This is a genomic window from Vibrio furnissii CIP 102972 (genome assembly GCF_000176175.1).
Taxonomy (GTDB): Bacteria; Pseudomonadota; Gammaproteobacteria; order Enterobacterales; family Vibrionaceae; genus Vibrio; species Vibrio furnissii.
In genome coordinates, this window is the sequence record NZ_ACZP01000012.1 from 139,211 (window position 1) to 164,250 (window position 25,040).

Here is a 25,040-nt window from a genome sequence, read left to right on the forward strand (position 1 = left end):
TTGTTTTCAAATGCGAGAAATTTGCATAATCAACACCGGATAAAGGTAATGAATCTGTTGTTTTGGTAGCGGTTTTGGATCACAAACACGCCTCTTTGTTTAAAAAAAAGTCGAACGGTCAGTTTCGGGGAATTTATTCAAAAAAACTGTTGACGCTCCTAAGCCATATCCGCATAATGCGCACCGTTCTCGGCGATAAGGCAACTTTGAAGCGAGCAACAAAAATTGTTGGCTACGTAGCTCAGCTGGTTAGAGCACATCACTCATAATGATGGGGTCACAGGTTCGAATCCCGTCGTAGCCACCATTTCCTAAGTACTTTTACATGGCAACATGACAGAGTCTTTAGGAAACAACGCGGAAGTGGCGAAATTGGTAGACGCACCAGATTTAGGTTCTGGCGCCGCAAGGTGTGAGAGTTCAAGTCTCTCCTTCCGCACCATATTTAGATAACGAAAGTTATCGCTGTAGGTCTATCGCCAAGCGGTAAGGCAGCGGCTTTTGATGCCGCCATTCCCTGGTTCGAATCCAGGTAGACCTGCCATATTACACCTTGTCTGAGGTTATCAGACACATACTGAATTTGCGGTGGTGGCGGAATTGGTAGACGCGCTAGCTTCAGGTGCTAGTGTCCGTTAGGACGTGAGGGTTCAAGTCCCTCCCTCCGCACCAAATTCAGTAGATTTGTAGGTCTATCGCCAAGCGGTAAGGCAGCGGCTTTTGATGCCGCCATTCCCTGGTTCGAATCCAGGTAGACCTGCCATAATTCTTTAAGTTTCAATATGATGTAAAAACTATTGGAACTGCAGACGAGATTGTATTATAGTTTCTCGCTCTGAAAAGATGGCTACGTAGCTCAGCTGGTTAGAGCACATCACTCATAATGATGGGGTCACAGGTTCGAATCCCGTCGTAGCCACCACTTATTTCAAGTTAACAAGTGATGTTGTGACTTTGAATACCGGGACGCGGAAGTGGCGAAATTGGTAGACGCACCAGATTTAGGTTCTGGCGCCGTAAGGTGTGAGAGTTCAAGTCTCTCCTTCCGCACCATCATCCCGATATTCTAAATACTATTTCTGCGGAAGTGGCGAAATTGGTAGACGCACCAGATTTAGGTTCTGGCGCCGCAAGGTGTAAGAGTTCAAGTCTCTTCTTCCGCACCATATTTAGATAACGAAAGTTATCGCTGTAGGTCTATCGCCAAGCGGTAAGGCAGCGGCTTTTGATGCCGCCATTCCCTGGTTCGAATCCAGGTAGACCTGCCATATTACACCTTGTCTGAGGTTATCAGACACATACTGAATTTGCGGTGGTGGCGGAATTGGTAGACGCGCTAGCTTCAGGTGCTAGTGTCCGTTAGGACGTGAGGGTTCAAGTCCCTCCCTCCGCACCAAATTCAGTAGATTTGTAGGTCTATCGCCAAGCGGTAAGGCAGCGGCTTTTGATGCCGCCATTCCCTGGTTCGAATCCAGGTAGACCTGCCATTACAACGATGATTCGATATACCAAATCGGGTTATCTATAAAATATGATGCGGAAGTGGCGAAATTGGTAGACGCACCAGATTTAGGTTCTGGCGCCGCAAGGTGTGAGAGTTCAAGTCTCTCCTTCCGCACCATCTATTCCCTCGTTGAATCAACGAAAGAATAGAAATGGCTACGTAGCTCAGCTGGTTAGAGCACATCACTCATAATGATGGGGTCACAGGTTCGAATCCCGTCGTAGCCACCATTTCCTAAGTACTTTTGCATGTCAACATGACAGAGTCTTTAGGAAACAACGCGGAAGTGGCGAAATTGGTAGACGCACCAGATTTAGGTTCTGGCGCCGCAAGGTGTGAGAGTTCAAGTCTCTCCTTCCGCACCATATTTGATGATGAGCTAAGTTTTCTTAGCATAATCAAAAAGCTGTATGACAATGTTGCCTGTTGTGGTTATAATCCAGCACGACTTGTCAGTAAAGATAGCTGAAAAGACAAATAACTGAATTTGCGGTGGTGGCGGAATTGGTAGACGCGCTAGCTTCAGGTGCTAGTGTCCGTTAGGACGTGAGGGTTCAAGTCCCTCCCTCCGCACCAAATTCAGTATCTTGTAGGTCTATCGCCAAGCGGTAAGGCAGCGGCTTTTGATGCCGCCATTCCCTGGTTCGAATCCAGGTAGACCTGCCATTACAACGATGATTCGATATACCAAGTCGGGTTATCCACAAAACATGCGGAAGTGGCGAAATTGGTAGACGCACCAGATTTAGGTTCTGGCGCCGCAAGGTGTAAGAGTTCAAGTCTCTTCTTCCGCACCATATAGACAAACCCAGCTTCGGCTGGGTTTTGTTTTATCTGGCTATTGCGTTTCTGACGCAAATCGCCAGTTCCCTCTGTTGTTTTGCCCCTTCTTGACCTTGATTTATAAAACAGACGGTTACGATCCAACGCATAAAAAAATCCAGCCGAAGCTGGATTTTTGCACGTCATGCTGATTTGTATTCGCTTAACCAAGCAGAGCGAGTGCCGCCTGAGGCGCCTGTTTCGCTTGTGCCAAGACAGAGCTAGAAGCTTGACCCAAGATCTGAGACTTGGTCAGTGCCGTTGTTTCTTTCGCAAAGTCGGTATCTTTGATACGGCTCTTCGACGCATTCACGTTTTCGTTGATGTTGTCTAAGTTGTTGACCGCGTGGTTGAAACGGTTTTGGAATGCACCCAATTCCGCACGGTGGCTATCAACGAACTTCAGCGCGGCATCGACCACAGCAACAGATTGTTGCGCGCCACCCACAGAAGTGACGTCAATGGTATCGACCGTTACGCCTTTGCCTTCCTGAATGCCCAGCTCACCGGCCAAGCTACCGCCAAACGACACCTCACCATCGACTTTGTTGTTGTCGGTGAACAGTTGCAGTTTGCCTTCTTGATCCACAGAGGCTTTGATCATATCGGTTTGACCATTGATGTAAGTGGCCAGCTCTTCGATATCATCGCCTGCTTTCGCATTGATTTGAATCGTTTTTTCGCCATCAAGCTTGTCATTGAGCGTAATGGTCAGATCGTTTGCGCCAGATTGAACGCTCCAATCTTTATCTTTCCCATTTTCCGCTTTGTAGCTAGTGCCGCCCATCATGCGGTTGTCGCTGCGCATGTTGTTGAGGCTCAGCATCACCGCTTCACCGTTGTCCGCACCGATCTGGAACGATTTGGTTGCGAACGTACCGTTCAACAGCTTATTGCCACCAAATGACGTGGTTTCTGCGATACGATTCAATTCATCGTTCAATGCAGTCACTTCTTCCTGAATCGCAACACGTTCCGCTTTTGAGTTCGAACCGTTAGACGATTGCAGTGACAAGTCACGCATACGTTGCAGAATGTTGGTGGTTTCATTCATTGCACCTTCCGCAGTTTGAGCGATAGAGATACCGTCATTTGCGTTGCGTACAGCGACATCCAGACCACGGCTTTGCACGTTCAGTCGGTTGGAGATTTGCAGACCCGCTGCATCATCTTTTGCACTGTTGATACGAAAACCTGAGGACAAGCGTTCCATCGACGATTGTTGCGCGCCGGTAGCACTATTCAGGTAACGTTGGGCTGTCATTGCTGACACGTTGGTATTTACATTAACCGCCATAATGGTGTCTCCTATTTGATTTTCAGACGTAGCGGAACTTCACGAACGGCTTCCGACGTCTCGGAAAACCAAGTAGTTCTCTCAAAGTTATCTCTATTAGCGACTTGCTGAGCTATTCCTTTAGAGAAAAAATGGTTTTCTGTAGAAAAAGACGCCATTGAGGCGAAGTTTGAGATTGAAGGCGCAAAACATCATGAAATACGAAAAAAGCGCTAAAGAATTCACCACTCCGGACGAGTGCAATCGACTGCGTATCAATCCCCCCGACGACCATCGTCGATCAGAGAGAAAGAAAAGATGAAAATGCCACAGGAAACGAACCCGAGAATCGGAAAGGAGATGGGTTAAGGAAAGCTTTAATGCATACGTTACTCTTGTCTTAGAATGGATTGAATATCGCGCAGTTTCTTGGAAAGTCACACAACACTCAAGTTTATCGTTCTCTGAACTTTCGTTGGAATTTTGTGTAAGTGAAATCAACATTGATTTATATGAGACTCAGTTAAAATTAGATTACTGATCAATAACCCAAATAGATCTAAGTACAAACAGCAACACACAACCCGTTAGCGATAACATCCAAAAAAGACATTAATTTAAATTAGAAACATTTAAATTAAACTCTGTTTATATACTGATATAACATTTTCAAATATATTACTTTGATAAAATACGAACAATAAAAACCCTAGATATGTCGAATTAAATACCATCCTAAATTGCGCATGCCAAATAAAGTAATTTTTCCTTACATAAAAACCATTGATACACATCAAAAAAACATAGTGAACCGAAAGCTAGTATGCTATTTCTTATCATCAATATATCTTTAGAAAGCAATGAAACACATTCGTTTTAAACCTTCAATACTACTTGCAATTGCAGCAGTTACCGTCAGTGGTTGCAGCTCTGCGCCAATGAGAATTACAAATCTAGAAACACAAGTCCCAGATGGCTATGAAGCTCTGCCTATCGCCAAAAAATCATCCTATCATTTCACGCTTTTAGACATCATACCAATAGGCCACACAAGTAGAGAAAGAAAAGCTAGAGCGGCACTGCTAAAAGAAACCGGTGCAGATGACATTATTAATCCAGAAATATCATCTGGTTTTTTTTGGACACCTATTGGCCCCTTTGAACGCATAACTTTACAAGGCACACCGATTAGAAAAAAATCAAACGCCCCAGCATTGCTAACCGTTAATTAGTCAACATATAGGGAGTGCATTAATATGCATATCTGCGATATGAACATTTACACTCCAGATTGAAACGTTTTACTTTTATTTATTACACTTAACTTAGCGTGTCTCAACAAAGAATAATTTATTATTTACTAGGTGATTGCATTTAATTAATATTCATTATCAACTCATATATACCGGATTTCTTTATGTTATATACAATCCGGTATATTCACGTCTACGTTATATCAGCGTAAGGACTACAATCGATGAGAACCAATCAGCACACAAAATTAATCAAATATTATCGATACAAAAAATGATGTTATTGATGTGAGAGATATAGGAGATGAATGGGAAATGGCAGGCAAAAGAAAAGCCCCTTTCCTTTGAGAGAACCGGGGCTAGGTAGTAGCCATCGCCAATGTGGAGATCACGAGAAATGAACACAAGTGGCTGACCATATGAGCATGACCATTCAGAATCAAAAAGCAGGGTTAGTTTGAGAGAGCTTTTTGATCATCAACAATCATACTTTGCCAAGGTACCTTCACTATATACTCACGTCTGAGCTGATTAATGAAGGACCCCAGGACTACTGCAATAGTGAAATTGCAGAGTTTGGCAACTGTTTTGCTTGGGCAAGAATCGATGTCCCTGCCTGTTGCAGAATTTGTGACTTCGTCAACTGTGTGGTTTCTTTCGCAAAGTCTGTATCTTTGATACGGCTCTTCGATGATTCCACGTTTTCTTGGATGTTCGCCAAGTTGCTGATGCTGTGGCTCAAACGGTTTTGTTTCGCACCCAGATCTGCACGTTGTGAATCCACGTATTTCAATGCAGCGTCGATGATGCCGACCGCATTTTGTGAACCACCCACGGTATTGACATCAATATCTTGAACGGTGGTGTATTGACCGTTGTCCGTATTGAGGCCCAGTTGAGATGCCAACCCGCCGGAGATGCTGAAATCTTCTGCCAGCTCAGGTTGTGCAATGAAAATCTGTAGCTTGCCATCTTGATCCACAGACGCTTTAAAGATGTCTGTTTGACCATTGATGTACGTCGCCAACTCTTCGATGTCGTCGCCAGTTTTCGCGTTGATATTCAGCGTGACTGGCTCGCCATCTTTGCCGGTGAATTCAAACTTCAGGTCGCGCGCATTGTCTGGCACACCCCAGTTTTTATCTTTACCTTGCTCAGACACGAAAGACATGCCGCCCATGCGATGGTCATCCGCACGAATGCTGGTCAGGCCCATGATGATCGCTTCACCTGAACTCGCACCGATTTGGAATGACGCTTCACCGAATGAGCCGTTCAGTAGCTTACGACCACCAAATGATGTGGTTTCAGCGATACGGTTCAGTTCATCTTGCAGCGCGGTCACTTCTTCGTTCAGGGCTTTACGCTCTGATGCTGAGTTGGTGCCGTTCGCTGATTGCAGTGACAAGTCACGCATACGTTGCAGAATGCTGGTCGACTCGTTCATCGCCCCTTCCGCAGTCTGCGCAATCGAAATACCATCGTTGGCGTTTCGCATGGCCACATCCAGGCCGCGAGATTGCGCGGTCAGACGGTTTGAGATCTGAAGGCCTGCCGCATCATCTTTCGCACTGTTAATGCGGTTACCTGAAGACAGACGTTCCATCGAGGTGTTTAGCTCGTTAGATGCCTTGTTCAGATAACGTTGAGCGGTCATTGCCGACACGTTGGTATTTACGTTAATGGTCATAGTTTGCTCTCCTATCGAGTTCGCAAGCTTTTTGCGAAGCGGTCAGCTTTACTCTCTCTTGGAAGCACTGACCGTGAATAACTTGCTAAACACGCCACCTGGCGTCTTTAAAACTGGGTTGTATCAACTCTGATATTATCAATTCAATTAGTGTGCCAACTTTATAAAAACCGCTTCTAAAAATTTTATATGCTAATTTTCAATCAGTTAGCTTATTCAACATTTCTCCTGAACCGCTTCATCATCAGAGAAAATATCAGCGGCAATCGGCATTTGCCGCGCTTTTGCCGCTTCGTCGAAGGTCATCGGCGGTTAAAATGCCGCCATCATTCGACGAAAAACCGTCCAACCAAAACTCCCTTCGCACTTATGGCATGGCACATAAGGCGTTGAAGGTTAGATGTAGTTGAACAGGGTTAAATCTTTGGTTTTACCAAATGCTTGCTGGGATGCCTGCAGCGCACGCGAGTTCTCATTGAACTCAATCACCGCTTCGGCATAATCCAGATCTTCAAACTGGCTTTTCGATTTGGCCAGGCTGATTTTGAAATCTGCATGTTGCTCTTCTTGAATATCGAGCGTACTCAAACGCGCACCGATATCCGTACGCGCTTTGTTCATATGAATAAAGGCGGTATGGAATTCTTGCGTCATCTGTTGCAACTTCGCCGTTGCCGAAGCATCCGAAACAGAAGCCTTGGAAAAATTGATCGCGTCTTTAAAGGTATCGAACACGCTGAACGACTGACGTGGCGTCAGTGAAATCGCATCGCCCGCGGTCAATTGCCCTTTAACATGAATGGTCAAATCTTCATATTGAATGCCGGTTTTCGGATTGAATTCATCCGTGTCCACCACGCGCCCATTGCGCTCCAATTGATAGCCAAACTTACCGTTGGTCATGTCGACAAAGGTGACTTTGTACTCACCATCATCGTCAGGATTGCTGTTATTGGCTTTCTCAAGTAGCAGCTCTGAACCTTCACGCAACTGGTAATTCGGTTCGTAGTCGCCAAATGGGTTTTCGATTTCCATAAACAGTTTGCTGCCCGGCGTGTTGAACGGCATTTCCAAACTGTTGGAGATTTTCATCTTGCGTTGGTAATCATCACCGCCGTACGAGACATTGCCCGCGTTATCACGAAAGAACGGCTGTGTGGTCGGTTTGGTGCCGGCAAAAATATAGTTGCCCGACTCATCTTGCACATTAGCCAGGTTGAGAAAGTTATTGGCAATCTCTTCTAGTTCACGCGCGCGAGCGGCGCGATCTTCTGGCGACAATGAACCGTTGATCATTTCCATGACGTTGCGTTTGGCTTTGTCGGTAAAATCTTCGGCGCTCGACACAATCACTTCTTGGTGTTCCAGACGGTTACGCACCAGCACGATGGCATCCATATATTGACGCAGTTGCTCTTGCTGCTGAGACACATTTTGAATGTAATGCGTCGCCAACGGGTTATCCGCCGCCGACAATAATTTCTTACCTGACGCCAATTGCGCCTGGTTGTGGTGAATTTTCGATTCCTGACGGCGCAAATCATTTTGCACAGCCTGATAGTTATGGAAGCTAGAAATACGATTAAACATTTATCGGCCTCCCCTATCGCAATGCCAGAATGGTATTAAAGGTATCGTTCGCCGCTTGAATGATGCGCGACGAAGCCATGTACGCTTGCTGGAATTTCATCATATTCGCCGCTTCTTCATCGAGGTTCACCCCAGACACCGACGCGATACGAGATTCAGCCGACTCTTTCTCCAAACGCGCCACATCCGTCAAACGCGATGCGGTGGAGAGCTTCAAACCAAAGTCCGTGTTCAAGTTGTGATACAGCTCGATGATGGTCGATTTCTTGTCATCGACCGTCTTATTGCTTTGTACATTGATCATTTTGCGCAAGTTGCCGTTGTCACCGTCAGAGGGGACAAGGTTTGCCGTGAACTTATCATCGGCAATCGCACCACGCGACAAGGTAAAAATGGTCGATTTGCCGTCGCTGTCCTGCTTAGGAATTTCTAGCGTCAGCTCTTCTTGATTGTCCTCAAACGCGTAAGGTTGCGTGAGCAGCACTTTGCCGCTTTTATCTTGCACGCGAACCTGCATGTTGCCGGTTGGATTGCCGTCGCTGTCTTTCACCGGCACCACGTAGGCTTCAAACTCTTTCACATCGCCCGCTTGGTCGATGTGGAATGTGGCACTGCCTTGGGCAAATGCAGTGGATGCTTCGTAACTCTGGGCGGCAATTTTTGACGCATCATCAATCGCCATGCGCATGTTGGCCGCTCCATCACGCGTTGGGCGAATGATCACGCGCTCACCAGATCGCGGCTCGTTATTGATTTGGATGCGCATGCCATCGATGTCGATGTGACCACGCACCACCGACACTTTGCTTTGCTCGCCGTTCGGCATGGTCATGATGTAGTCGTCGCCATTATAGGTCAGTGAATACTCACCCCCTTTCAGCTGGCTGACGTCTTGAATATAAACCGCCAAATCCGCGTCAGAATTGCTTGCCGTCACCACGCGAGAGCGTGCCACACGCTCTGAGTTCACGTCGGTAAAAATATCCGCACCAATGTCCCCGCGCAGATCAAGCCCTTGGTGTTGCAACCGGTTGACTTCATACGAGAACGAGGTGGCCAAGCGGCCGATTTCGTCCAGCAATCCGGGAATGTGTTTGTCACGCATGTCCATCAAGGCACCAATTTTGCCGCCAATATCGCGCGCGGTAATCGGTTTTAATGCTTTGCCTTCCACCATCGCCAGACGGCGTTGATGCACATCTGGATAACCGTCGATCATTTTCAGTTGGCTGGCTTCAGTGCCAGACACCAAGGTGTGACCGTTTCCGATGTGAATGTTGAAGCCTTCGGCGTTTTTACGCGGCGTGACCGTCACTTTGGTGTATTGAGACAGCTCAGCCACCAGCTTTTCGTGCTGGTCCATTAAATCGTTGTGTGGGCCTGGGGTGCGCATCATCAAGCGCTGCAAGTCACGAATTTCAACCGCCAATTGGTTGATGCGTTCAATGCCGACATCGAGACCTTTGTTGGTCACATCAAACTGACGGCGCACGGTTTCGTGAAAATCGTTCATGTTCTGGCTAATCAGCCCCGCTTTTTCCAACACGACTTTACGCGCACCGACATCATTGGGCGTGTCGGCCAGCGTTTTCACTGAATCGAACCATTCATTGAGGTTCTCTGGAATCTTTTTCGAGGCCACCGACGACAGCAGTTTTGACAGCATGTCGAGGTTTTCTTCGTTATCGCGCTTGAACGAATAATCGGTGGTGGCAAGGTTCAGCTCTTTAACGGCAAACTGGTCCCACGAGCGGCGAACATTTTCCACATGTACGCCCATGCCGTAGGTTTCGCCACCGTATTGGCGAGGCATATTGGTCCCTTGGATCACAGACTGACGGCTGTAACCCTCTGTATTAACATTAGAAATGTTATGACCAGTGGTGTTGAGTTGTCTCTGAGCCGTCAATACGCTTTGCGCACCAACATTCAGAAGATCAGACGCCATAATGCCCCCAAAAACCGAGTAAATCGCCGATAAAACCGGCCCCTAGGTTCAATAAAGCAATATGTGTGCCAAATAAGAATTTACGTTGTAAGGTGAGGAAAATTAAGGAAGTTCGTGCTGAAAGGAAAACCAATCAGCCGACCACAAGGGTCGACTGAGGCAAGGGATTACAGTTCGTCCATCTGTTCGATTTGGGCTTTCACCCGTAGGACTTTGTCGGCGTATTGTGGGTCGGTCGCATAACCGGCCTGATGAATGCCGCGAATGAAATCTTCATCACTGCCGTTATGACGCAGTGCAGTGGTATAACGCGGATTGCTCGACAGGAAGCGCACATAGTCGTTAAAGCTGTCCTGATAATTGGTGTAAGAGCGGAACGCTGCTTTTTCCATGACCGGTGTCTGATCTTGGTATTCCAGCGTTTGCGTCGCCACTTTTGCGCCATGCCAGCTGCGATCGGCCTTGATGTTAAACAGGTTATTGCTGCTGCCGCGCGCGTTTTTCACCACTTTCTGTCCCCAGCCGGTTTCCAGTGCCGCTTGCGCAAGCAACAAGGTGGAGTCGACACCCAGCGCTTTTGCCGCTTTATCGGCAAACGGTTTGAGTGAGGCGACAAAAGAGCGTGGCGATTCAAACGAGCCGCTTGCCACTGGCGCCTCAACGGCATTTGCAGCATTGACCATTGGCGTTGCCGCATCCGTTGCCGGTTGATTTGCCGCGACGTCACGAGAACGTTCCACACGGCGCATCGCTTCTTGGAAGTTATCTTCACCCGTCGTGTTGGACTGCTCTGCTGCTGACAGCTGCGCCACAATCATATCGGCCAAACCGAGGGAGCCCGACGCACTGAGTTGACTGGTCATTTGCTCATCAAGCATCTGACGATAGAAATCTTCATTTTGGCTATTGAACATGTCGGACTTAAAGCTCGCGTTCGCATCACGCATCGATTTCAACATCATGGTGGTGAAGATCGACTCAAACTGACGCGCTGCCGCCGTCAAAGCTTCTTTTTCTGACTTTTCATCCCCAGTGACCGCCTGCTTACGCAGCGAATCAAGGCTGGCAATGTCGTGAATAAAGCCAATATCGTTGGGATTATTAACCATGCCGCACTCCTTAGATGATGATCAGTTGGCCTTCGATGGCGCCCGCTTGCTTCAGTGCTTGCAAAATTGCCATCAGGTCCGATGGGGCGGCGCCCACTTCATTAACTGCGCGAACCAGATCATCAAGCGTGACCCCCGGTTCCAGTTTGAACATCTTGCCTTTCTTCTCCGTCACTTCAATGCTGGAGTCTGGCACGATGGCAGTCTGACCGCCCGAAAACGCGTTCGGTTGGCTGACATTTAGGTTTTCTTTGATGGCCACCGTCATGCCGCCATGCGTGACCGCCGCGGGTTTCAGGCGCACATGTTGGCCAACCACAATGGTACCGGTGCGTGAATTGACGATGATTTTGGCTGCGCCATCAGCGGGGTCAAATTCGAGGTTTTCAATCGCCGACAGGAATGCCACACGTTGGCCAACATCACGCGGCGCACGCACGCGCACAGACGTCGCATCGACTGCAGAGGCCATTTGTGGCCCCAAGAATTGGTTGACCGCATCGGCCATGCGCTGCGCGGTGGTGAAATCTGATTCCAGCAAGTTGAACGTGATGAAATCGCCACGACCAAACGGCGTTGGCACTTCACGTTCCACAATTGCCCCGGCAGAGATCATCCCCACCGTTGGGTTGTTGCCGACAATTTTAGAGCCATCTGCACCGCTGGCACTAAAGCCGCTCACCACGAGGTTGCCCTGCGCCACAGCGTACACTTGACCATCCAGACCTTTTAAGAATGTTTGCATCAGCGTGCCGCCGCGCAGGCTCTTGGCAGAACCAATTGATGATACCGTGACATCCACTGTTTGGCCTTGCTTGGAGAAAGCGGGCAAGTCGGCGGTGACGATCACCGCGGCAACGTTTTTCGTTTTGGGTTTGGTGCCCTGCGGCAATTGAATGCCGAAGCTTTGCAGCATGGCATTAAAACTCTGGTCGGTGAACGGTGTGGATTCGCCTGTTCCCGGCAAACCGGTGACCAAACCGTAACCCACAAGTTGGTTACTACGCACACCTGCTACCTGAGAAACATCTTTGATGCGCGCGGCCTGAGCGGAGACTGCGACGAACATCATCAATAACAAAGTGAGTCTTTTCATGTGGATTACCTATCTAAAAAACGAAGGGGCCAATCAGGCCCCTTCGATACTTATGCTGTCAATATTTCGACCATCGGGTGCGAGCTATAAAGACACATTAAAAAATCGTGCCAAGAATCCAGGTTCTTGCATATCTTGGTTGGTTCCGGTGCCAGAATATTGAATTCGAGCGTTGGAAATGCGGTTGGATGCAATGGTGTTATCGAAGTCGATGTCATCCGGACGAATGGTGCCGCTTAAGCGAATGTACTCATCACCGGTGTTCAAACTCAGCCATTTTTCCCCACGAATCACTAAGTTACCGTTGGACAGGATGTCAATCACTTCCACCGTAATCGACCCCGACAGGCTGTTGCTCTGGTTAGCCTGCGCGCTGCCGGAAAACTTGTTGTCGTTTTTCAGTGCGTAAGAAAAATTATATTCGCCTAAATTGAGTTCTTGGCCGCCGACACTCAGCGGGTCCATGGAGGCGTCATTTTTCTTTTTCAGATCCGCATCGGCACTTTTAGCCGCTTTGGTACTTTCATTGAGCGTCACGGTAATGATGTCGCCAATGCCACGGGGTTTTGAATCATCATACAAACTGTTCGCACGAGACAGGTTAAACAACGAACCGGTTTCTGCCGCGTAGTGCTCTGGCTTATCTTTCGGATAAATCGGCGCCCAAGCGGGATCGCCAGCCACCGGGTCGGTGCGGTTACGCAGGGTATCCACCAGACCCGTGCTGCTGTCTGACGATTTATCACCTTCGACCGCATCCACAACCGTGGTGCCTTGCGTCACATCGGCCGTTTCAATCGGCTCCGGCAACAAGCTGCACCCCGACAGGAGTGAAATGAGCATCAAGCTGAGTATACGTTTCATCGCGGCATTCTCTTGCTAATTAAGGCTTAAAGCTGTTGGTTCACAAAGCTCATCATTTTATCGACGGCCGAGATCACTTTAGAGTTCATCTCGTACACGCGCTGCGCTTCAATCATGTTGACCAACTCTTCGGTCACGTTCACGTTGGAGCTTTCCAGCATCGATTGACGCACGTTGCCTAAACCGTCTAATCCCGGCACGCCTTCTTGTGGGTCGCCACTGGCGCCAGTCGGCAAGTAAAGGTTTTGACCAATCGGTTCTAGGCCGCCTGGGTTAATGAAATCGACCGTGGTGATTTGCCCCAGAACTTGGTTATCTTGCTGGCCGCGTACGCGCACGGAAACTTCACCATCGTTGCCGACCGTAATGGAGATCGCATCATCTGGGATCACAATCTCAGGTTGTAACGGGTAGCCCGAGCCGGAGGTCACAATCACGCCTTCATCGTTCAAGGTGAACTGACCGTTGCGGCTGTAGCCGATGTTGCCGTCTGGCATCAGGATCTGGAAGAATCCATCCCCTTCAATCATCATGTCCAGGCTGTTGGTGGTGGTTTGCGCGTTGCCGTGCGTGTGCACTTTTTGCGTCGCCACGACTTTCGAACCGGCACCAAGCATCAAGCCACTTGGCAATTCAGTGTTCTGCGACGACTGACCGCCAGGCTGGTTAATGTTCTGGTAGAACAAATCTTCAAACACCGCACGGCTTTTCTTAAAGCCGACGGTGGAGGCGTTGGCCAGGTTGTTCGAGATCGTCGCAATGTTGGTTTGCTGCGCGTCTAGGCCAGTTTTACTTACCCATAATGCTGGTTGCATCGTTATCTCCTAGTCGGTTAGCTCATACGAAGCAGAGAATCGGACGACTTGTCCATGTCTTCTGCGGTGCTCATCATTTTGACTTGCATCTCAAACTGACGTTGCAGGTCAATCAGGCTGGTCATTTCGCCAACGGCGTTAACGTTGCTGCCTTCTACTGCGCCGGTGAGAATCTTCACATTGGCGTTTGCATCGTATGCTGCGTTTGGATCTTTCGAACGGAACAGACCGTTCACATCTTTAAACAACGATTGGTTATCCAGACGAACCAGCTTAATGCGGTCCACCACTTCCATGGCATCGGCAGGCGCCCCCTGAGGACGAACCGAGATGGTGCCATCGTTGCCGATTTCTACTTTGGCCAGCGGCACCGGCAAGGTGATTGGCGCGCCAGTTTCACCCAGTACCGGATGACCATTGCCGTTCAACAGCAGGCCATTGGCATCAATATTGAGGTTGCCGTTACGGGTCAGCCCTTCTTTGCCGGTTTTATCCATCACGGCAATCCAGCCATCACCTTGAACGGTCACGTCCAAATCACGGCCCGTGGTGATCACACTGCCCTGCTGAAAATTGTGTCCAGGACGTTCGGTCATGCTGAACACACGGCTTGGCAGGCCATCACCGTACGCTTGCATCGAGCGCGCCTGTTCCAAGTCGGCACGAAAACCCGTGGTGCTGACGTTGGCCAGGTTGTTTGCTCGTAGCTGCATCGCTTGCATATTTTGTTTTGCGCCACTCATGGCAAGAAACAATGCACGGTCCATAATTTGCTCCAGAAATCGTTGTTAAGAGCAATAAAGCAATTGGCGTGCCAATATTAAAATATGTTTTTAATCAAAGAGTTTGATAAGGATAGAGCGAGGAAGAGGGTATTTTTGCCGCGGCAAGGTGGCAAACTGGCAATCCCATCAAACCGACGTTGCCGCCGGTTTGACAGACCAGATGTTCGAATTATCGAATCTGTAGGATGTTTTGTTGCAGTTGGTTGTGAACTTCAAGCGCACGTGAGTTGGCTTGGAAGTTACGCTGCGCGGAGATGAGATCCACCAGCTCTTGCGTCATGTCGATGTTTGACTGTTCCAGCGTACCGTTGTTGATGGTACCGAAAGACCCTTTGTTTGATTCACCCCAGATCTTGTCACCCGAGAACTGAGTTGAATCCCACTGTGTACCGCCTTTCTTATCCAGACCTTGCTCGTTTGGCACACGCACCAGCGCCACACGACCCAGCGTGATGTTCTCGCCGTTCGAGTAAGTGCCAAGCACGCTACCGTTTTCGTCAAAATCGATTTTCGTCAGGAAGCCTGTTGTAGCACCGTCTTCATCAAACTTCGTCAATTCAAATGGCGCTGCAAACTGAGTGGCCGCATCCAGACCGAACGACAGCACCTGATTCACATCAGCGCCGTTTAAGTTCACCGGATTCGTACCGCCGCCCAGAGGTTCAGAAACGATAGGCTGCCCGTTGTTCAGGCTTGCCAACGTACCGTCATTGTTGAATTTCATGGTGTGACCCACTTGGCCTGATGCAGTTGTCGCGTCACCACCGGTAATGTTCAGGGGTTTCTCGCCTTCTTTATCAGTCACGGTGTAGTAGGTTTGCCATGTGTTTGGCTGAGTCTGATCTTTCAAGTAGTACGTCGTCAGTTTGTACGCCTGCCCCATCGAGTCATAAATGGTCGATGATGTTGAGCGGTTGTACGTGTCTGGATCCGTAAAATCAAACAACGTTGGATCTTTCAGATCGCCATTGGCAGGTAGGTTTACACCCACTTCAATGTTTGACGTCTGTTTTGGCTTACCAAACTCAGCTGGAATGTTCAGTGGTGCTGGCTCATAAGAAAGCACATCACCAGTATCTGGGTTGACCTGGTAGCCCAACAAGTATTCGTCGTTTGAGGTCACCATGTAGTTGTTTTTGTCGAGGTGGAACGCACCGTTACGTGTCAGCTCATTTTGTTGAGGGACTAAACGATCTTTCGCCACGGCAAAGAAACCAGTGCCTGAAATACGCAGATCCATTGGGTTGTTGGTATAAATACTTGAACCTTCGTGGAATTGTTGCGCCACTTTGTTCGCCTGAACACCGCCACCCGGGGTGGTTTTTGCGTTCGTAAACAAAGAGTTCGAATACACATCACCAAATTCAGCACGCGATTCTTTAAAACCAAACGTGTTGGCGTTCGCAATGTTGTTACTGGTGGTGTTCAAATCTAATTGAGCTGCGGACAAACCGCTAAGAGATACATATGACATTCCAAATTCTCCTATCTAGCTAGCATGATTATGCTTTGCCAACTTCTAGTACTTCAGCAAGTCGAACTGGCGATTCAAAACCAGCCAGATTGAGCAGTACGTTACCATCACCTTTACCCAGAAGAACGCTGTTGACGTTTGCATAGGTCGATACCGCAAAGTCTTTACTTTCTCCATCCAGCAAACCCGAAGCTCTCACTTTGTATTTGCCGCCCGGCAATGGATTACCGTTTTGATCGTTGCCGTCCCATTCGACACGGCTATCACCGCTTGGCTTGGCACCAACCTCAAAGGTTCGAACCAATTGGCCCGCTTCGTTTTCGATACGGACAAACAAGTTGTCGACCGATTGAGGAAGCTTCACCATCGCCGCCAATCCGGCGTCATCCTTTTTCACACCCGCAGAACCTGGTACCAATACATCACGACCGACCAGTGATGATGCCTGCAGTGCTTGATTCGATGTCATGGACGAGTTGAGATTCTCAAACTGAGAATTCATCTTGCCAATGCCATCTACCGTCGCAAATGACGCCATTTGCGCGATCATCTGGTCATTGCTAACCGGCTTGAAAGGATCTTGTTGAGCAAGTTGCTTCGTGAGCAACGACAGGAAATCTTCTTGTTTCAGATCCTGCTTACCCGTTGTCTCGGTTGGCTTATTCTTCTCTTGAAGAGCTTTCAGCTGATCAACATAGGACAAGCCGCTTTGACCAACGTTATTAATTCCGGCCATTCGCTACCTCCTTATCCTTACTGACCCATCTGCAGCGTACGCAGCAGCATTTGTTTACTCGCATCCGCCACCTGGACGTTCGTCTGGTATGAACGAGATGCCGAGATCATATTGGCCATTTCTTCCATCACGTTGACGTTTGGCTTGTAGATATAGCCTTCGTCATTCGCAAGGGGGTGATCTGGGTTAAATTCCGCATTAAGCGGTTTATCGCTTTCTACAATCCCCAATACTTTCACCGGCACATTCGGGTCGCGGTTATAACGTGCCTTACTTAACTCTGCGCCGAACACGGCATGACGCGCTTTGTAAGTATCTTTCGCAGAGCTGCTGACACTGTCGGCGTTGGCCAGGTTACTTGAGGTCGTATTTAGACGAACAGATTCAGCACTCATGGCAGAACCAGTCACATTGAATACATTAAATAAGCTCATCTAATTATTCCCCTTTAATCGCTTTCGTTAAGTTCTTGAATTTACTTCCGAGGAAGTCGAGTGACGCTTGGTGACGCAGTTGGTTTTGCATAAACAAGTTACGCTCCAAATCCACGTCAACCGTGTTGCCGTCACCGGTATCAGGTTGCGTAGGGACGCGGTAAAGCATTTCCCCTGTCACCGTCGTTGAGGCAGGAATATGCCGACCGTCCGTCCGGCTAAGACCAATGCTTGCCCCCGAACTTGCCGCCTGCAATGCCTTCTGGAAATCCATTCCTTTCGCTTTGAACCCAGGCGTGTTCGCTTGTGCAATGTTGCTCGCAATGACTTCAGCATTGCGTTCGCGAACACCCACCGTGTACTGGTGTATGCCGAGTGCGTTGTCAAAAGAAATAGCCATGTTTTGCCTCTTCGATAAGAACTGACCGTTACTAATGATTTAAAAGCAATTAGCGTACCAACTTTTTCATTCATCCGCTGATTACGCGTCATCACGAGTCAGCTTGCAAAGAACAAGCCGAATCACTGAGTTTGGAATGTCTCACTTCAGGTATAGCGTATCGAGGCTGGCAAAGAAAGGTGGGAACACTGGCGCGCAGGCGGCAAGTAAGGAAAAACATCCGTCAGGCAGCCCCGGCAAAGCGGCAAAAACAAAAAGCCCGGCATTGCCGGGCCTTGAAGCGAGTCTCGCTTATTTCAACTTGTAGATGATGCCAGGGTTGCAGCGCACCATTTCAAACCGGTCGGTTAACCCCGTCAATGATTCCGATGCGCCCAGCAGCAAGTAACCACCGGGGTTTAAACTGTTCGCCATCTGGTTCAAGACTTTAGACTTCATCTCTGGCGAGAAGTAAATCAACACGTTACGACAAAAGATGATGTCAAACTTACCCAGCAGCGCATAACTTTCCATCAAGTTCTGCGGACGAAAGTTCACCAAACGCTTCACGTTGTCTTTGACTTTCATGCGGCCATCGCCGGCATCTTCAAAGAAAATGCGGCGACGTTCTGGAGATAACCCACGGCCAAGCGCGAGGTTGTCATACACACCGGCACGACACATGTCGAGCATGCTGGCAGAAATATCGGTTGCCGTAATCGCCACGCTAGGCAGTAATCCCGGGCGGCGCTGCTGCACTTCCAAAATGGTCATGGCCATCGAGTAAGGTTCTTGGCCCGATGAACTTGCCGCCGACCAAATTTTCAGCGGGCGTTTGTTCTTCGCCAATTCCGGCAATAAGCGGTCAGCCAGCACAGCAAAAGGATACGTATCTCGGAACCACAACGTCTCGTTGGTCGTCATGGCGTCCACGGCTGCCACACGCAATTCGCGATTTCTGCCAGTCACGACGTCACGCAACAAGTCAGAGAGCGACGCCAACTTGTATTTGGTCACGAGCGGACTGAGGCGACTTCTCACCAAGTATTGTTTGCTGTCGCCCAGTACGATGCCGCACTGAGACTCCAGAAACCGGCAGAAGTCACGATATTCTTGATCGCTTATAGTAATCGCAGTCATTCAGTTCTCTTTATTCTACTAGCGCAGCTTTCACCGCATTACCAAGCTCGTCGGGGTTAAATTTCGCGATAAAGGAGTTGGCTCCCACTCGCTCAACCATGGCTTGGTTAAACACGCCACTCAACGAAGAGTGAAGAATGACGTACAAATCTTTCAAGGCACTGTTGCGGCGAATCTCCGCCGTCAAAGTGTAACCATCCATCTCTGGCATTTCGATATCTGAAATCACCAGCGAGATCTGGTCATAAATGCTGCCTTCTTTGGCCATGCTAAGCAATTTTTCATACGCATCTTTGCCGTCTTTGGTCAGCACGACTTCAAAACCAATCGACTCAATCGCACGCTGAACCTGCTTACGTGCCACACTCGAGTCGTCCGCAATCAAGATACGACGAACAATTTGCTTTTCCTGCTCGGCATGGGCAATTTCCTGGCCAATGCTCGCATCCATCGACTCATCAACAGGTGCAATCTCGGCCAGAATTTTCTCGACGTCGAGAATCTCAACCAATTCATTATCAATGTTGGTGACTGCCGTCAGGTAGTTGGCTTTGCCAGCCCCTTCCGGCGGCGGCAAAATGGCTTCCCAACGCATGTTGATAATGCGTTCAACCGAACTCACCAGAAACGCTTGAATCGTACGGTTAAATTCTGCGATCACCACAAAACTTTTCTCGACATCCGTCGTGGGACGTCCCCCGATTGCCAAACTCAGATCAATCACCGACACCGTCTGTCCACGGATATGAGCAACCCCTTTTACAAGACGATGCAAATTCGGCATGGCGGTAAGCTTCGGGCACTGGAGAACTTCTTTCACCTTAAATACGTTAATACCATAACGTTGGCGTCCATTAAGACGGAAGGTTAACAATTCCAGTCGGTTTTGACCGACGAGTTGCGTACGCTGATTCACAGAATCAAGAATACCCGTCATAAGCTTATCTCCATCTCAAACTTTTAAACGAAAAAAGTGATAGTCTACTCAAGGCTATGAAGAAACCAGAGAAACGAACAATGCTTTCGAATACCCGTGTATGTCCACATACCAAATGTAAGTGTAGAGCTTTCTACCGCTTTTTTTATAACTCTATCGGCTTTTTATTGTTTTTCTTTAGCCTTTCTGTGCACTCTGCAACGCCAGAGCAGATCGTAAAGATTCAAGAGGCAGCACAAAGCCATGTGCTGAGCACAGTCGATAAACCAGTCGGCGGTGAATTAGTGGTCAATGCGGCAAATATCGACGAGCGAATTTTTGCCACTGACTGCCCCGAACCCTTGAGTACTTCGTCGTCCTCAAGCAACGGTTCTGCCAGTGCCATCACCGTGTTGGTCGAGTGTTCAGCCGACAACTGGAAAGTCTATGTGCCAGTTCGTCTGACCCTGACCGTCCCCATGGTGACTGCGTTAACACCCATCACGCGCGGTCAAATTATCACGGCGAATGATGTGACTATCAGTATGGTAGATCTGCTGCGCTTCAGACGGCAAGGTTTTTCCTCGCAAGATCTAGTGGTCGGAGCAAAAACGAAAAAAAACCTCAAGTTAGGTGATGTTATCGAACAAAACGACGTTTGTGTTGTTTGTCGCAATGAGAGTGTGATGATTCGCGCAATCAGCGCAGGAATGAGCATCACCACGAAAGGCACCGCCTTGTCTGATGGTACACTGGGCGACCAGATAAAAGTGAAAAATGATAAATCTAACCGTATAATAGATGGAAAAGTCAGCGGAATCGGTGAAGTCACGGTGCAATTTTAATGGTTCCATCGCCGCAGGTTGAGGGTTTCAACTTCCCGTTGATTGGTTTTCTCACGACTGCGCGTAGGAATTATTTACGCATTGGTGAAATAAAACGCTAAAGTTCGTCGTTGTTCAGTCGATATTGACGATACAAGTTCAAAGTTTTTAAAAGGCTCAATTATGGCAGGCATTGATAACATTCGTTCAGGCAACTCGTTAGCGACGACTAACCGCGCGCCTGCACGTTCAGAATCGAATGCATCTTCATCATCGACATCCGGCGCAGTGAGACAAAGCGCAGGGCCGCAACACGATGCGGTATCGCTCAGCTCACAAGGGCGAGCCATTGGTGAAATGCACACAGAAATGGCAAGCAAACCCAGCTTCGATAGCGCAAAAGTCGCGGCGATCAAAGAAGCGATCGCGAACGGCTCCTATGTTGTGGATCCAGACAAACTGGCCGACAACATGATCAAGTTTGAAAAAGAACTGGGCGGATTTTAATTCCCCGGTTTGAGCATAAGGCGATTGAGTAATGGCAGCACTGAAAGACTTAGTCGAGTTCCAGCTAAAAAATGCACAAGATTTATCGGCGTTGCTGGAGCAGGAAAAAATTGCGATCACCAGCCGCATTTCGGCGGAGATCGAAGCGCTTGCCAAACAAAAAATCACACTGGTGAATCAACTGCAGCAAACGGATCAACGTATTTCTAATCACCCTCATGTCTCGAGCCTGTCTGAGGATGAACATTTAGATACCATCGTCAAACAAATCCGTTCTATCGTGTTTGATTGCCAGCAAGCCAATGCCGTCAATGGGGAAGCCTTGGCGCGCGCGCAATTAAGTTTCAACAAGCTCAATAACCTGATGCAGCAAAGCCACGGCAAAGTGGGCATGACCTATAACGCCACCGGCCAAACGCATACCGTGTCTACACTCGGCACCAATATCAAAGCCTAAGTATCAAAATCGAAGTGACTCCATGAACATAAAAAAAGCGGCAATGATTGCCGCTTTTTTGCTATCTGGAGAGAGAAGAGTTTAGAACAAGGTTTGCTGACGCTTTTCGGGAACCTGCTGCACTTCACCGTAGTCGCGCAAACGGTCCATTTTACGAATGTCCAGACGCAGCTCGGTCACATAGCTGTCACCCACTTTGTAGCTGCGCACCACTTCCGCACCGCGAATCACCCCATCCACCGCACCAGAGGTGAGCTCAGTCCCCAAACGTTGATCTTGCAGCTCCGCACGGCCGCTCACACGCATGCCATACACTTGCTCAGCAAGCTCACGATACGCATCGATTTTCGACGCACGCATCGCACGCACTTGCTTCTCTTCGTCATCACGTCCTTTCTGCTCGCTGATGCTCGCATAGCCCACCGCCGTCAACCAGTCATCGGGGCGCATCGTTTGTAACGGCTGACAACCCGACATCACCAGGGCGGCCACAAGCAGGAATAACCACTGTTTCATCATCGACTCCTATGGACGCAAAATTACGGTGTAGGGCTGAGTGATGGTGGGGTCTGAACGAATCAGCACACCATCTTGCGTGCGAATACTGTTGAGCGTATCCAAATCACGGCCAATGCGATCCGCCGGCAAGAACCCTTGCGCGGTCGCAACCACCACACGCGACTGCATGCCAACCACACGAGCATTGACTAACACCCCGCCTTCTTGACGCAACATGGTACCTGTCAGCACGTATTGAATCTCTTGTTGCTGGGCAAGATCTTTCCAATCACGACTGAAAGCAAAATCACCTTGCTGAGTCACTTGAATTGACCCAGTGGTTTTGTAGTCCACCACCTTAAAACCACGGCGTTGGAACTGATAAATAAAGCCTTCTGAAACCGAATTGCCCAGCCAGTTGGTGGTATCCATATTTTGCAGATCCACAAACGAGGTCACCGCGATCGGCGTACGCGCCGTGACACTGGTGTTGGACTGAACCAAATCTTCGGTCAGGCTGTCGACAAAGAAATCCAACGTGTGACGCGGACTCTCCATCAACATAAACTGTGAACCATTGTATGGCTCTTTACCGTTATAAATCGGGGCATAGGCACATGCAGTTAAAAACACCGCGGGCACTAAAGAAAGCCATTTTTTCATTCTCTTCATCTCCAGATATACTAAGGCAATTCGCTCAATCTCACTCTCTCGGATGAAACTGGAACATTCTTTGCTTTTCTAAACCTGCGACAACTCAGAAATGCAAATGCCTACATCAGCTAAGATTTTAAAAGCAAAATTTATACCTAACTGGTAAATCATGATGAAAAAAAATATTTCTTCTTTAGTTTCAATGCTTTTCTTAAGCCTTTGGATGCCGACCGCTCAAGCAGCGTGGTATGAAGTCACCGGGACTGCCACCATTGTGTCATCGGAAGAAGCGGCGCGCCTGCATGCATTGGAAGATGCCATCTATAAGGCGGTAAATTTTGCCGGAGCAGATATCGGCAGCATCAGTAACCTCATGCCCCTGCTGGAAACAGACCGCAAAGAGTACCTGTTTACCAACCACGAAGTGCGCTACATCCTGATTGAAGATCGAAAGGTCAGAGGCAATGTCATGCAGGTTCGCGCGCGGATCGACCTCTACCCATCGGCAACAGCTTGCCACATTGATCAGTACAAAAAGACTTTTTTGGTCGGCAACATCGATGTGGCATCGCCGCAGCAAGCGGTGATGGGTCAGATTTATGACGTCGGCGATGACTTCGCCCATGTGATTGATCGTCAAATCGCGCAGGAATCTCACAGTTTCGTCTCCGTTGGCACCACCAATTACGACATTGATGCTCGCAACCCTGAGCGGATCAAAATGATCGCGCAAGATTCTGGCGCGCAGTACATCATCGGCGGCGTGATCACCGATCTCACCGCGACCATCGAACAAAAACTACTAAAAGACGATGTGATCAACCGTCAGTTTGCGTTGGAAATGCGCGTATTCGACGGCAAGACCGGCAATGAAGTGTTCAAACACAACTATCGTGAAGTGGCAAGCTGGCCATTTGCCAAAACCAGCCAAGTGGATACCCGCAGCGCACGTTTCTGGGCCTCCACCTATGGCCAGATGCTGCTGCGCGTGAGTCGCAACGTGATGCTCGATTTAGAAGCTGAAATTTCATGCAAGATCACGCTGCCGGAAGTGGTGGCCAAGTTTGGCAACACCATCACCATGGATCTGGGGCGCATTCACGGCGTGAAAACGGGCGACAAACTGCAACTTTGGCACACAGGCGCCTTTATCGATCAACGCGGCTTGCCACGCAATAAAGTCAGCCAAAGTGACATCACGCTCACCGTGACCCGCGTGTACGAGAGCGATGCCGAGCTAACCGTTGACCAACCAGAACTGGCTTCAAGCATTCAAATTGGCGACGTAATGCACAAACAGCTCTAGTGAGGGCTGCAAGCGATTAACTTATTCAAAGAATTAGGTAAGATAAGCATCTCAGCTCCCGTGGCACAGCTGGATAGCGCGGCCCCCTCCTAAGGGGCAGGTCTCAGGTTCGAATCCTGTCGGGAGCGCCAAATATTAAGCCCTGATGAATCTACGTTCATCAGGGCTTTTTTATCACCCAGCATCGCGTTACCAAATCAGCACGGTGTGCCGCCCGTCAACGGGTTCTCACCTGCAATTTAAAGCCACCCGTTGCATCACCTTCATTCGCTTCTCGAGCCTTTCCCGGCTTAAGTTTCGCACAAATCTGACATGCTTCTGATGTTGGCTTCCATGAATCCTCTAATCTGTGGCTACTATTCTTACGATTTTCTTCTACTATTACTATTAACAAAATTATCTATAGCCACATGTATGACAAAGAGTAACCTGGAAACCAATACTGGTCACCGCTTTATCTCGAAAGCCAAAACGGCCTATAAGATCCATATTCATACACCCGATGACAAAGTGCTGCATCGGTCGGTCGGCTACATCCGTATCGGTGAGCGCAAAGGGTTAAAGAAAGCCATTAAACTGCGCAATGAACTGGGACGGGAAATGTGGGGACGCCACTGGCGACGGATTTTAAAAGATCCGTACCTGATGACACGTTTGCCACACAGCTTAGAGCCGAAGATCATCTACAAACCCAGACCCACGCTGGACAACCCCGATTGCCGGGACGCCTGCTACATTGCCGCTTGGCGTAATTACGATGAGAAAGGACATTGCACCTTTAAAAGTGTGGTGTGTTCCATCAACAAACACGGCAAACTCGCGGCATACTCCAAAACCAAAAAGGCTCTGTTGGATGCGCACAAAGATTGCCTGGATATTCTGATTTACATGGGCCGACTCAACAGCATCGATTTGAAATAACCCTCTCCACATCAAATGTAAATAGCGCCAAGTATCAAACAC

At 48.7% G+C, this 25,040-nt stretch carries 23 protein-coding genes and 18 tRNA genes; 24 read left to right on the plus strand and 17 right to left on the minus strand.

Features of this window, described 5'->3' with window-relative positions; all coding sequences use genetic code 11:
* Positions 1 to 230 precede the first annotated feature (230 nt).
* The 17 genes from VFA_RS03375 to VFA_RS03455 all read left to right on the plus strand — a co-directional run bounded on the left by VFA_RS03375 (position 231) and on the right by VFA_RS03455 (position 2,301).
* A tRNA-Met gene (locus tag VFA_RS03375) sits at positions 231 to 307 on the plus strand.
* Positions 308 to 357: 50 nt separating this feature from the next.
* Positions 358 to 442: transfer RNA gene (locus VFA_RS03380), tRNA-Leu, on the plus strand.
* Between the two features lie 27 nt (positions 443 to 469).
* Positions 470 to 544, plus strand: a tRNA-Gln gene (locus VFA_RS03385).
* A gap of 41 nt (positions 545 to 585) precedes the next feature.
* Positions 586 to 672: transfer RNA gene (locus VFA_RS03390), tRNA-Leu, on the plus strand.
* Between the two features lie 16 nt (positions 673 to 688).
* A tRNA-Gln gene (locus VFA_RS03395) sits at positions 689 to 763 on the plus strand.
* Positions 764 to 845: 82 nt separating this feature from the next.
* Positions 846 to 922: transfer RNA gene (locus VFA_RS03400), tRNA-Met, on the plus strand.
* Positions 923 to 968: 46 nt separating this feature from the next.
* A tRNA-Leu gene (locus tag VFA_RS03405) sits at positions 969 to 1,053 on the plus strand.
* A 28-nt stretch (positions 1,054 to 1,081) separates the two neighbouring features.
* Positions 1,082 to 1,166, plus strand: a tRNA-Leu gene (locus VFA_RS03410).
* A gap of 27 nt (positions 1,167 to 1,193) precedes the next feature.
* Positions 1,194 to 1,268: transfer RNA gene (locus tag VFA_RS03415), tRNA-Gln, on the plus strand.
* Positions 1,269 to 1,309: 41 nt separating this feature from the next.
* Positions 1,310 to 1,396, plus strand: a tRNA-Leu gene (locus VFA_RS03420).
* A gap of 16 nt (positions 1,397 to 1,412) precedes the next feature.
* Positions 1,413 to 1,487 (plus strand) — tRNA-Gln (locus VFA_RS03425).
* Positions 1,488 to 1,536: 49 nt separating this feature from the next.
* Positions 1,537 to 1,621 (plus strand) — tRNA-Leu (locus VFA_RS03430).
* 36 nt (positions 1,622 to 1,657) lie between these two features.
* Positions 1,658 to 1,734: transfer RNA gene (locus VFA_RS03435), tRNA-Met, on the plus strand.
* 50 nt (positions 1,735 to 1,784) lie between these two features.
* A tRNA-Leu gene (locus tag VFA_RS03440) sits at positions 1,785 to 1,869 on the plus strand.
* Positions 1,870 to 1,993: 124 nt separating this feature from the next.
* Positions 1,994 to 2,080: transfer RNA gene (locus tag VFA_RS03445), tRNA-Leu, on the plus strand.
* A gap of 15 nt (positions 2,081 to 2,095) precedes the next feature.
* Positions 2,096 to 2,170 (plus strand) — tRNA-Gln (locus VFA_RS03450).
* A gap of 46 nt (positions 2,171 to 2,216) precedes the next feature.
* Positions 2,217 to 2,301: transfer RNA gene (locus VFA_RS03455), tRNA-Leu, on the plus strand.
* 188 nt (positions 2,302 to 2,489) lie between these two features.
* On the opposite strand, the gene VFA_RS03460 is transcribed toward VFA_RS03455, so the two are convergent.
* Complete coding sequence (locus VFA_RS03460; protein WP_004724775.1) at positions 2,490 to 3,623, minus strand: flagellin; 1,134 nt, start codon at positions 3,621 to 3,623, stop codon at positions 2,490 to 2,492.
* Between the two features lie 839 nt (positions 3,624 to 4,462).
* Between VFA_RS03460 and VFA_RS23750 the strand changes: the two genes are divergently transcribed.
* Positions 4,463 to 4,834 carry a hypothetical protein gene (locus tag VFA_RS23750; protein ID WP_140209445.1) on the plus strand — a complete coding sequence of 124 codons (372 nt, stop codon included), beginning with the start codon at positions 4,463 to 4,465 and terminating at the stop codon, positions 4,832 to 4,834.
* Between the two features lie 571 nt (positions 4,835 to 5,405).
* On the opposite strand, the gene VFA_RS03465 is transcribed toward VFA_RS23750, so the two are convergent.
* The 14 genes from VFA_RS03465 to VFA_RS03530 form a co-directional block, all read right to left on the minus strand.
* Entirely contained in the window at positions 5,406 to 6,545 is a 1,140-nt protein-coding gene (locus VFA_RS03465) for a flagellin (protein WP_004724776.1), read from the minus strand.
* Positions 6,546 to 6,941: 396 nt separating this feature from the next.
* Positions 6,942 to 8,135 carry a flagellar hook-associated protein FlgL gene (flgL, locus tag VFA_RS03470; protein WP_004724779.1) on the minus strand — a complete coding sequence of 398 codons (1,194 nt, stop codon included), beginning with the start codon at positions 8,133 to 8,135 and terminating at the stop codon, positions 6,942 to 6,944.
* 13 nt (positions 8,136 to 8,148) lie between these two features.
* Positions 8,149 to 10,083, minus strand: a complete 1,935-nt coding sequence (gene flgK / locus VFA_RS03475) for a flagellar hook-associated protein FlgK (protein WP_038150818.1) — start codon at positions 10,081 to 10,083, stop codon at positions 8,149 to 8,151.
* Positions 10,084 to 10,250: 167 nt separating this feature from the next.
* Positions 10,251 to 11,192 (minus strand): flagellar assembly peptidoglycan hydrolase FlgJ, encoded by a 942-nt coding sequence (flgJ, locus tag VFA_RS03480; protein WP_004724783.1) that lies wholly within the window; start codon positions 11,190 to 11,192, stop codon positions 10,251 to 10,253.
* A gap of 10 nt (positions 11,193 to 11,202) precedes the next feature.
* Positions 11,203 to 12,288 (minus strand): flagellar basal body P-ring protein FlgI, encoded by a 1,086-nt coding sequence (locus VFA_RS03485; RefSeq protein ID WP_004724785.1) that lies wholly within the window; start codon positions 12,286 to 12,288, stop codon positions 11,203 to 11,205.
* 84 nt (positions 12,289 to 12,372) lie between these two features.
* On the minus strand, positions 12,373 to 13,152 hold the full coding sequence (flgH, locus tag VFA_RS03490; RefSeq protein WP_004724787.1) for a flagellar basal body L-ring protein FlgH: 780 nt from the start codon (positions 13,150 to 13,152) through the stop codon (positions 12,373 to 12,375).
* A 26-nt stretch (positions 13,153 to 13,178) separates the two neighbouring features.
* Complete coding sequence (flgG, locus tag VFA_RS03495) at positions 13,179 to 13,967, minus strand: flagellar basal-body rod protein FlgG (protein WP_004724789.1); 789 nt, start codon at positions 13,965 to 13,967, stop codon at positions 13,179 to 13,181.
* A 17-nt stretch (positions 13,968 to 13,984) separates the two neighbouring features.
* Complete coding sequence (gene flgF, locus VFA_RS03500) at positions 13,985 to 14,734, minus strand: flagellar basal-body rod protein FlgF (RefSeq protein ID WP_004724791.1); 750 nt, start codon at positions 14,732 to 14,734, stop codon at positions 13,985 to 13,987.
* A 187-nt stretch (positions 14,735 to 14,921) separates the two neighbouring features.
* A complete protein-coding gene (flgE, locus tag VFA_RS03505) occupies positions 14,922 to 16,226 on the minus strand; it encodes a flagellar hook protein FlgE (RefSeq protein ID WP_004724793.1) in 1,305 nt (434 codons plus the stop codon).
* A 28-nt stretch (positions 16,227 to 16,254) separates the two neighbouring features.
* Positions 16,255 to 16,962, minus strand: a complete 708-nt coding sequence (gene flgD / locus VFA_RS03510) for a flagellar hook assembly protein FlgD (protein ID WP_004724795.1) — start codon at positions 16,960 to 16,962, stop codon at positions 16,255 to 16,257.
* 17 nt (positions 16,963 to 16,979) lie between these two features.
* Positions 16,980 to 17,396, minus strand: a complete 417-nt coding sequence (gene flgC, locus VFA_RS03515) for a flagellar basal body rod protein FlgC (RefSeq protein WP_004724796.1) — start codon at positions 17,394 to 17,396, stop codon at positions 16,980 to 16,982.
* A gap of 4 nt (positions 17,397 to 17,400) precedes the next feature.
* Positions 17,401 to 17,796: a flagellar basal body rod protein FlgB gene (gene flgB / locus VFA_RS03520; protein WP_038150821.1), complete on the minus strand. Its 396-nt coding sequence runs from the start codon at positions 17,794 to 17,796 to the stop codon at positions 17,401 to 17,403.
* Positions 17,797 to 18,087: 291 nt separating this feature from the next.
* Positions 18,088 to 18,915 carry a protein-glutamate O-methyltransferase gene (locus VFA_RS03525; protein WP_004724800.1) on the minus strand — a complete coding sequence of 276 codons (828 nt, stop codon included), beginning with the start codon at positions 18,913 to 18,915 and terminating at the stop codon, positions 18,088 to 18,090.
* A gap of 10 nt (positions 18,916 to 18,925) precedes the next feature.
* The gene (locus tag VFA_RS03530) at positions 18,926 to 19,852 is read right to left on the minus strand and encodes a chemotaxis protein CheV (RefSeq protein ID WP_038150823.1); all 927 of its coding nucleotides are present in this window, start codon (positions 19,850 to 19,852) and stop codon (positions 18,926 to 18,928) included.
* Positions 19,853 to 19,908: 56 nt separating this feature from the next.
* Here VFA_RS03530 and flgA point away from each other — a divergent pair, with 56 nt between their 5' ends.
* From flgA to VFA_RS03545, 3 genes are all read left to right on the plus strand, one after another.
* Positions 19,909 to 20,676, plus strand: a complete 768-nt coding sequence (flgA, locus tag VFA_RS03535) for a flagellar basal body P-ring formation chaperone FlgA (RefSeq protein WP_167498028.1) — start codon at positions 19,909 to 19,911, stop codon at positions 20,674 to 20,676.
* A gap of 162 nt (positions 20,677 to 20,838) precedes the next feature.
* Positions 20,839 to 21,162 (plus strand): flagellar biosynthesis anti-sigma factor FlgM, encoded by a 324-nt coding sequence (gene flgM / locus VFA_RS03540; RefSeq protein ID WP_004724805.1) that lies wholly within the window; start codon positions 20,839 to 20,841, stop codon positions 21,160 to 21,162.
* 31 nt (positions 21,163 to 21,193) lie between these two features.
* Positions 21,194 to 21,619, plus strand: coding sequence for a flagella synthesis protein FlgN (locus VFA_RS03545; protein ID WP_004724807.1), 426 nt, complete (start codon positions 21,194 to 21,196; stop codon positions 21,617 to 21,619).
* 81 nt (positions 21,620 to 21,700) lie between these two features.
* Here VFA_RS03545 and flgP read toward each other — a convergent pair whose 3' ends face one another.
* Both flgP and VFA_RS03555 read right to left on the minus strand, forming a co-directional pair.
* Positions 21,701 to 22,138, minus strand: coding sequence for a flagellar assembly lipoprotein FlgP (flgP, locus tag VFA_RS03550; protein WP_370447163.1), 438 nt, complete (start codon positions 22,136 to 22,138; stop codon positions 21,701 to 21,703).
* A 6-nt stretch (positions 22,139 to 22,144) separates the two neighbouring features.
* On the minus strand, positions 22,145 to 22,780 hold the full coding sequence (locus VFA_RS03555; protein ID WP_014204584.1) for a FlgO family outer membrane protein: 636 nt from the start codon (positions 22,778 to 22,780) through the stop codon (positions 22,145 to 22,147).
* A gap of 163 nt (positions 22,781 to 22,943) precedes the next feature.
* Here VFA_RS03555 and VFA_RS03560 point away from each other — a divergent pair, with 163 nt between their 5' ends.
* From VFA_RS03560 to VFA_RS03570, 3 genes are all read left to right on the plus strand, one after another.
* On the plus strand, positions 22,944 to 24,077 hold the full coding sequence (locus VFA_RS03560) for a flagellar assembly protein FlgT (protein ID WP_038150825.1): 1,134 nt from the start codon (positions 22,944 to 22,946) through the stop codon (positions 24,075 to 24,077).
* A gap of 54 nt (positions 24,078 to 24,131) precedes the next feature.
* A tRNA-Arg gene (locus tag VFA_RS03565) sits at positions 24,132 to 24,208 on the plus strand.
* Between the two features lie 283 nt (positions 24,209 to 24,491).
* Complete coding sequence (locus VFA_RS03570; protein ID WP_004724816.1) at positions 24,492 to 24,998, plus strand: Fe3+-citrate ABC transporter substrate-binding protein; 507 nt, start codon at positions 24,492 to 24,494, stop codon at positions 24,996 to 24,998.
* The last annotated feature ends 42 nt before the right edge of the window (positions 24,999 to 25,040 follow it).

What these genes read in the sequence shown, in the direction of transcription:
- VFA_RS03460 (WP_004724775.1), bottom strand. Translation starts at nt 3,623, where the DNA reads ATGGCGGTTAATGTAAATACCAACGTGTCAGCAATGACAGCCCAACGT.
- VFA_RS23750 (WP_140209445.1), top strand. Translation starts at nt 4,463, where the DNA reads ATGAAACACATTCGTTTTAAACCTTCAATACTACTTGCAATTGCAGCA.
- VFA_RS03465 (WP_004724776.1), bottom strand. Translation starts at nt 6,545, where the DNA reads ATGACCATTAACGTAAATACCAACGTGTCGGCAATGACCGCTCAACGT.
- flgL (WP_004724779.1), bottom strand. Translation starts at nt 8,135, where the DNA reads ATGTTTAATCGTATTTCTAGCTTCCATAACTATCAGGCTGTGCAAAAT.
- flgK (WP_038150818.1), bottom strand. Translation starts at nt 10,083, where the DNA reads ATGGCGTCTGATCTTCTGAATGTTGGTGCGCAAAGCGTATTGACGGCT.
- flgJ (WP_004724783.1), bottom strand. Translation starts at nt 11,192, where the DNA reads ATGGTTAATAATCCCAACGATATTGGCTTTATTCACGACATTGCCAGC.
- VFA_RS03485 (WP_004724785.1), bottom strand. Translation starts at nt 12,288, where the DNA reads ATGAAAAGACTCACTTTGTTATTGATGATGTTCGTCGCAGTCTCCGCT.
- flgH (WP_004724787.1), bottom strand. Translation starts at nt 13,152, where the DNA reads ATGAAACGTATACTCAGCTTGATGCTCATTTCACTCCTGTCGGGGTGC.
- flgG (WP_004724789.1), bottom strand. Translation starts at nt 13,967, where the DNA reads ATGCAACCAGCATTATGGGTAAGTAAAACTGGCCTAGACGCGCAGCAA.
- flgF (WP_004724791.1), bottom strand. Translation starts at nt 14,734, where the DNA reads ATGGACCGTGCATTGTTTCTTGCCATGAGTGGCGCAAAACAAAATATG.
- flgE (WP_004724793.1), bottom strand. Translation starts at nt 16,226, where the DNA reads ATGTCATATGTATCTCTTAGCGGTTTGTCCGCAGCTCAATTAGATTTG.
- flgD (WP_004724795.1), bottom strand. Translation starts at nt 16,962, where the DNA reads ATGGCCGGAATTAATAACGTTGGTCAAAGCGGCTTGTCCTATGTTGAT.
- flgC (WP_004724796.1), bottom strand. Translation starts at nt 17,396, where the DNA reads ATGAGCTTATTTAATGTATTCAATGTGACTGGTTCTGCCATGAGTGCT.
- flgB (WP_038150821.1), bottom strand. Translation starts at nt 17,796, where the DNA reads ATGGCTATTTCTTTTGACAACGCACTCGGCATACACCAGTACACGGTG.
- VFA_RS03525 (WP_004724800.1), bottom strand. Translation starts at nt 18,915, where the DNA reads ATGACTGCGATTACTATAAGCGATCAAGAATATCGTGACTTCTGCCGG.
- VFA_RS03530 (WP_038150823.1), bottom strand. Translation starts at nt 19,852, where the DNA reads ATGACGGGTATTCTTGATTCTGTGAATCAGCGTACGCAACTCGTCGGT.
- flgA (WP_167498028.1), top strand. Translation starts at nt 19,909, where the DNA reads ATGAAGAAACCAGAGAAACGAACAATGCTTTCGAATACCCGTGTATGT.
- flgM (WP_004724805.1), top strand. Translation starts at nt 20,839, where the DNA reads ATGGCAGGCATTGATAACATTCGTTCAGGCAACTCGTTAGCGACGACT.
- VFA_RS03545 (WP_004724807.1), top strand. Translation starts at nt 21,194, where the DNA reads ATGGCAGCACTGAAAGACTTAGTCGAGTTCCAGCTAAAAAATGCACAA.
- flgP (WP_370447163.1), bottom strand. Translation starts at nt 22,138, where the DNA reads ATGATGAAACAGTGGTTATTCCTGCTTGTGGCCGCCCTGGTGATGTCG.
- VFA_RS03555 (WP_014204584.1), bottom strand. Translation starts at nt 22,780, where the DNA reads ATGAAAAAATGGCTTTCTTTAGTGCCCGCGGTGTTTTTAACTGCATGT.
- VFA_RS03560 (WP_038150825.1), top strand. Translation starts at nt 22,944, where the DNA reads ATGAAAAAAAATATTTCTTCTTTAGTTTCAATGCTTTTCTTAAGCCTT.
- VFA_RS03570 (WP_004724816.1), top strand. Translation starts at nt 24,492, where the DNA reads ATGACAAAGAGTAACCTGGAAACCAATACTGGTCACCGCTTTATCTCG.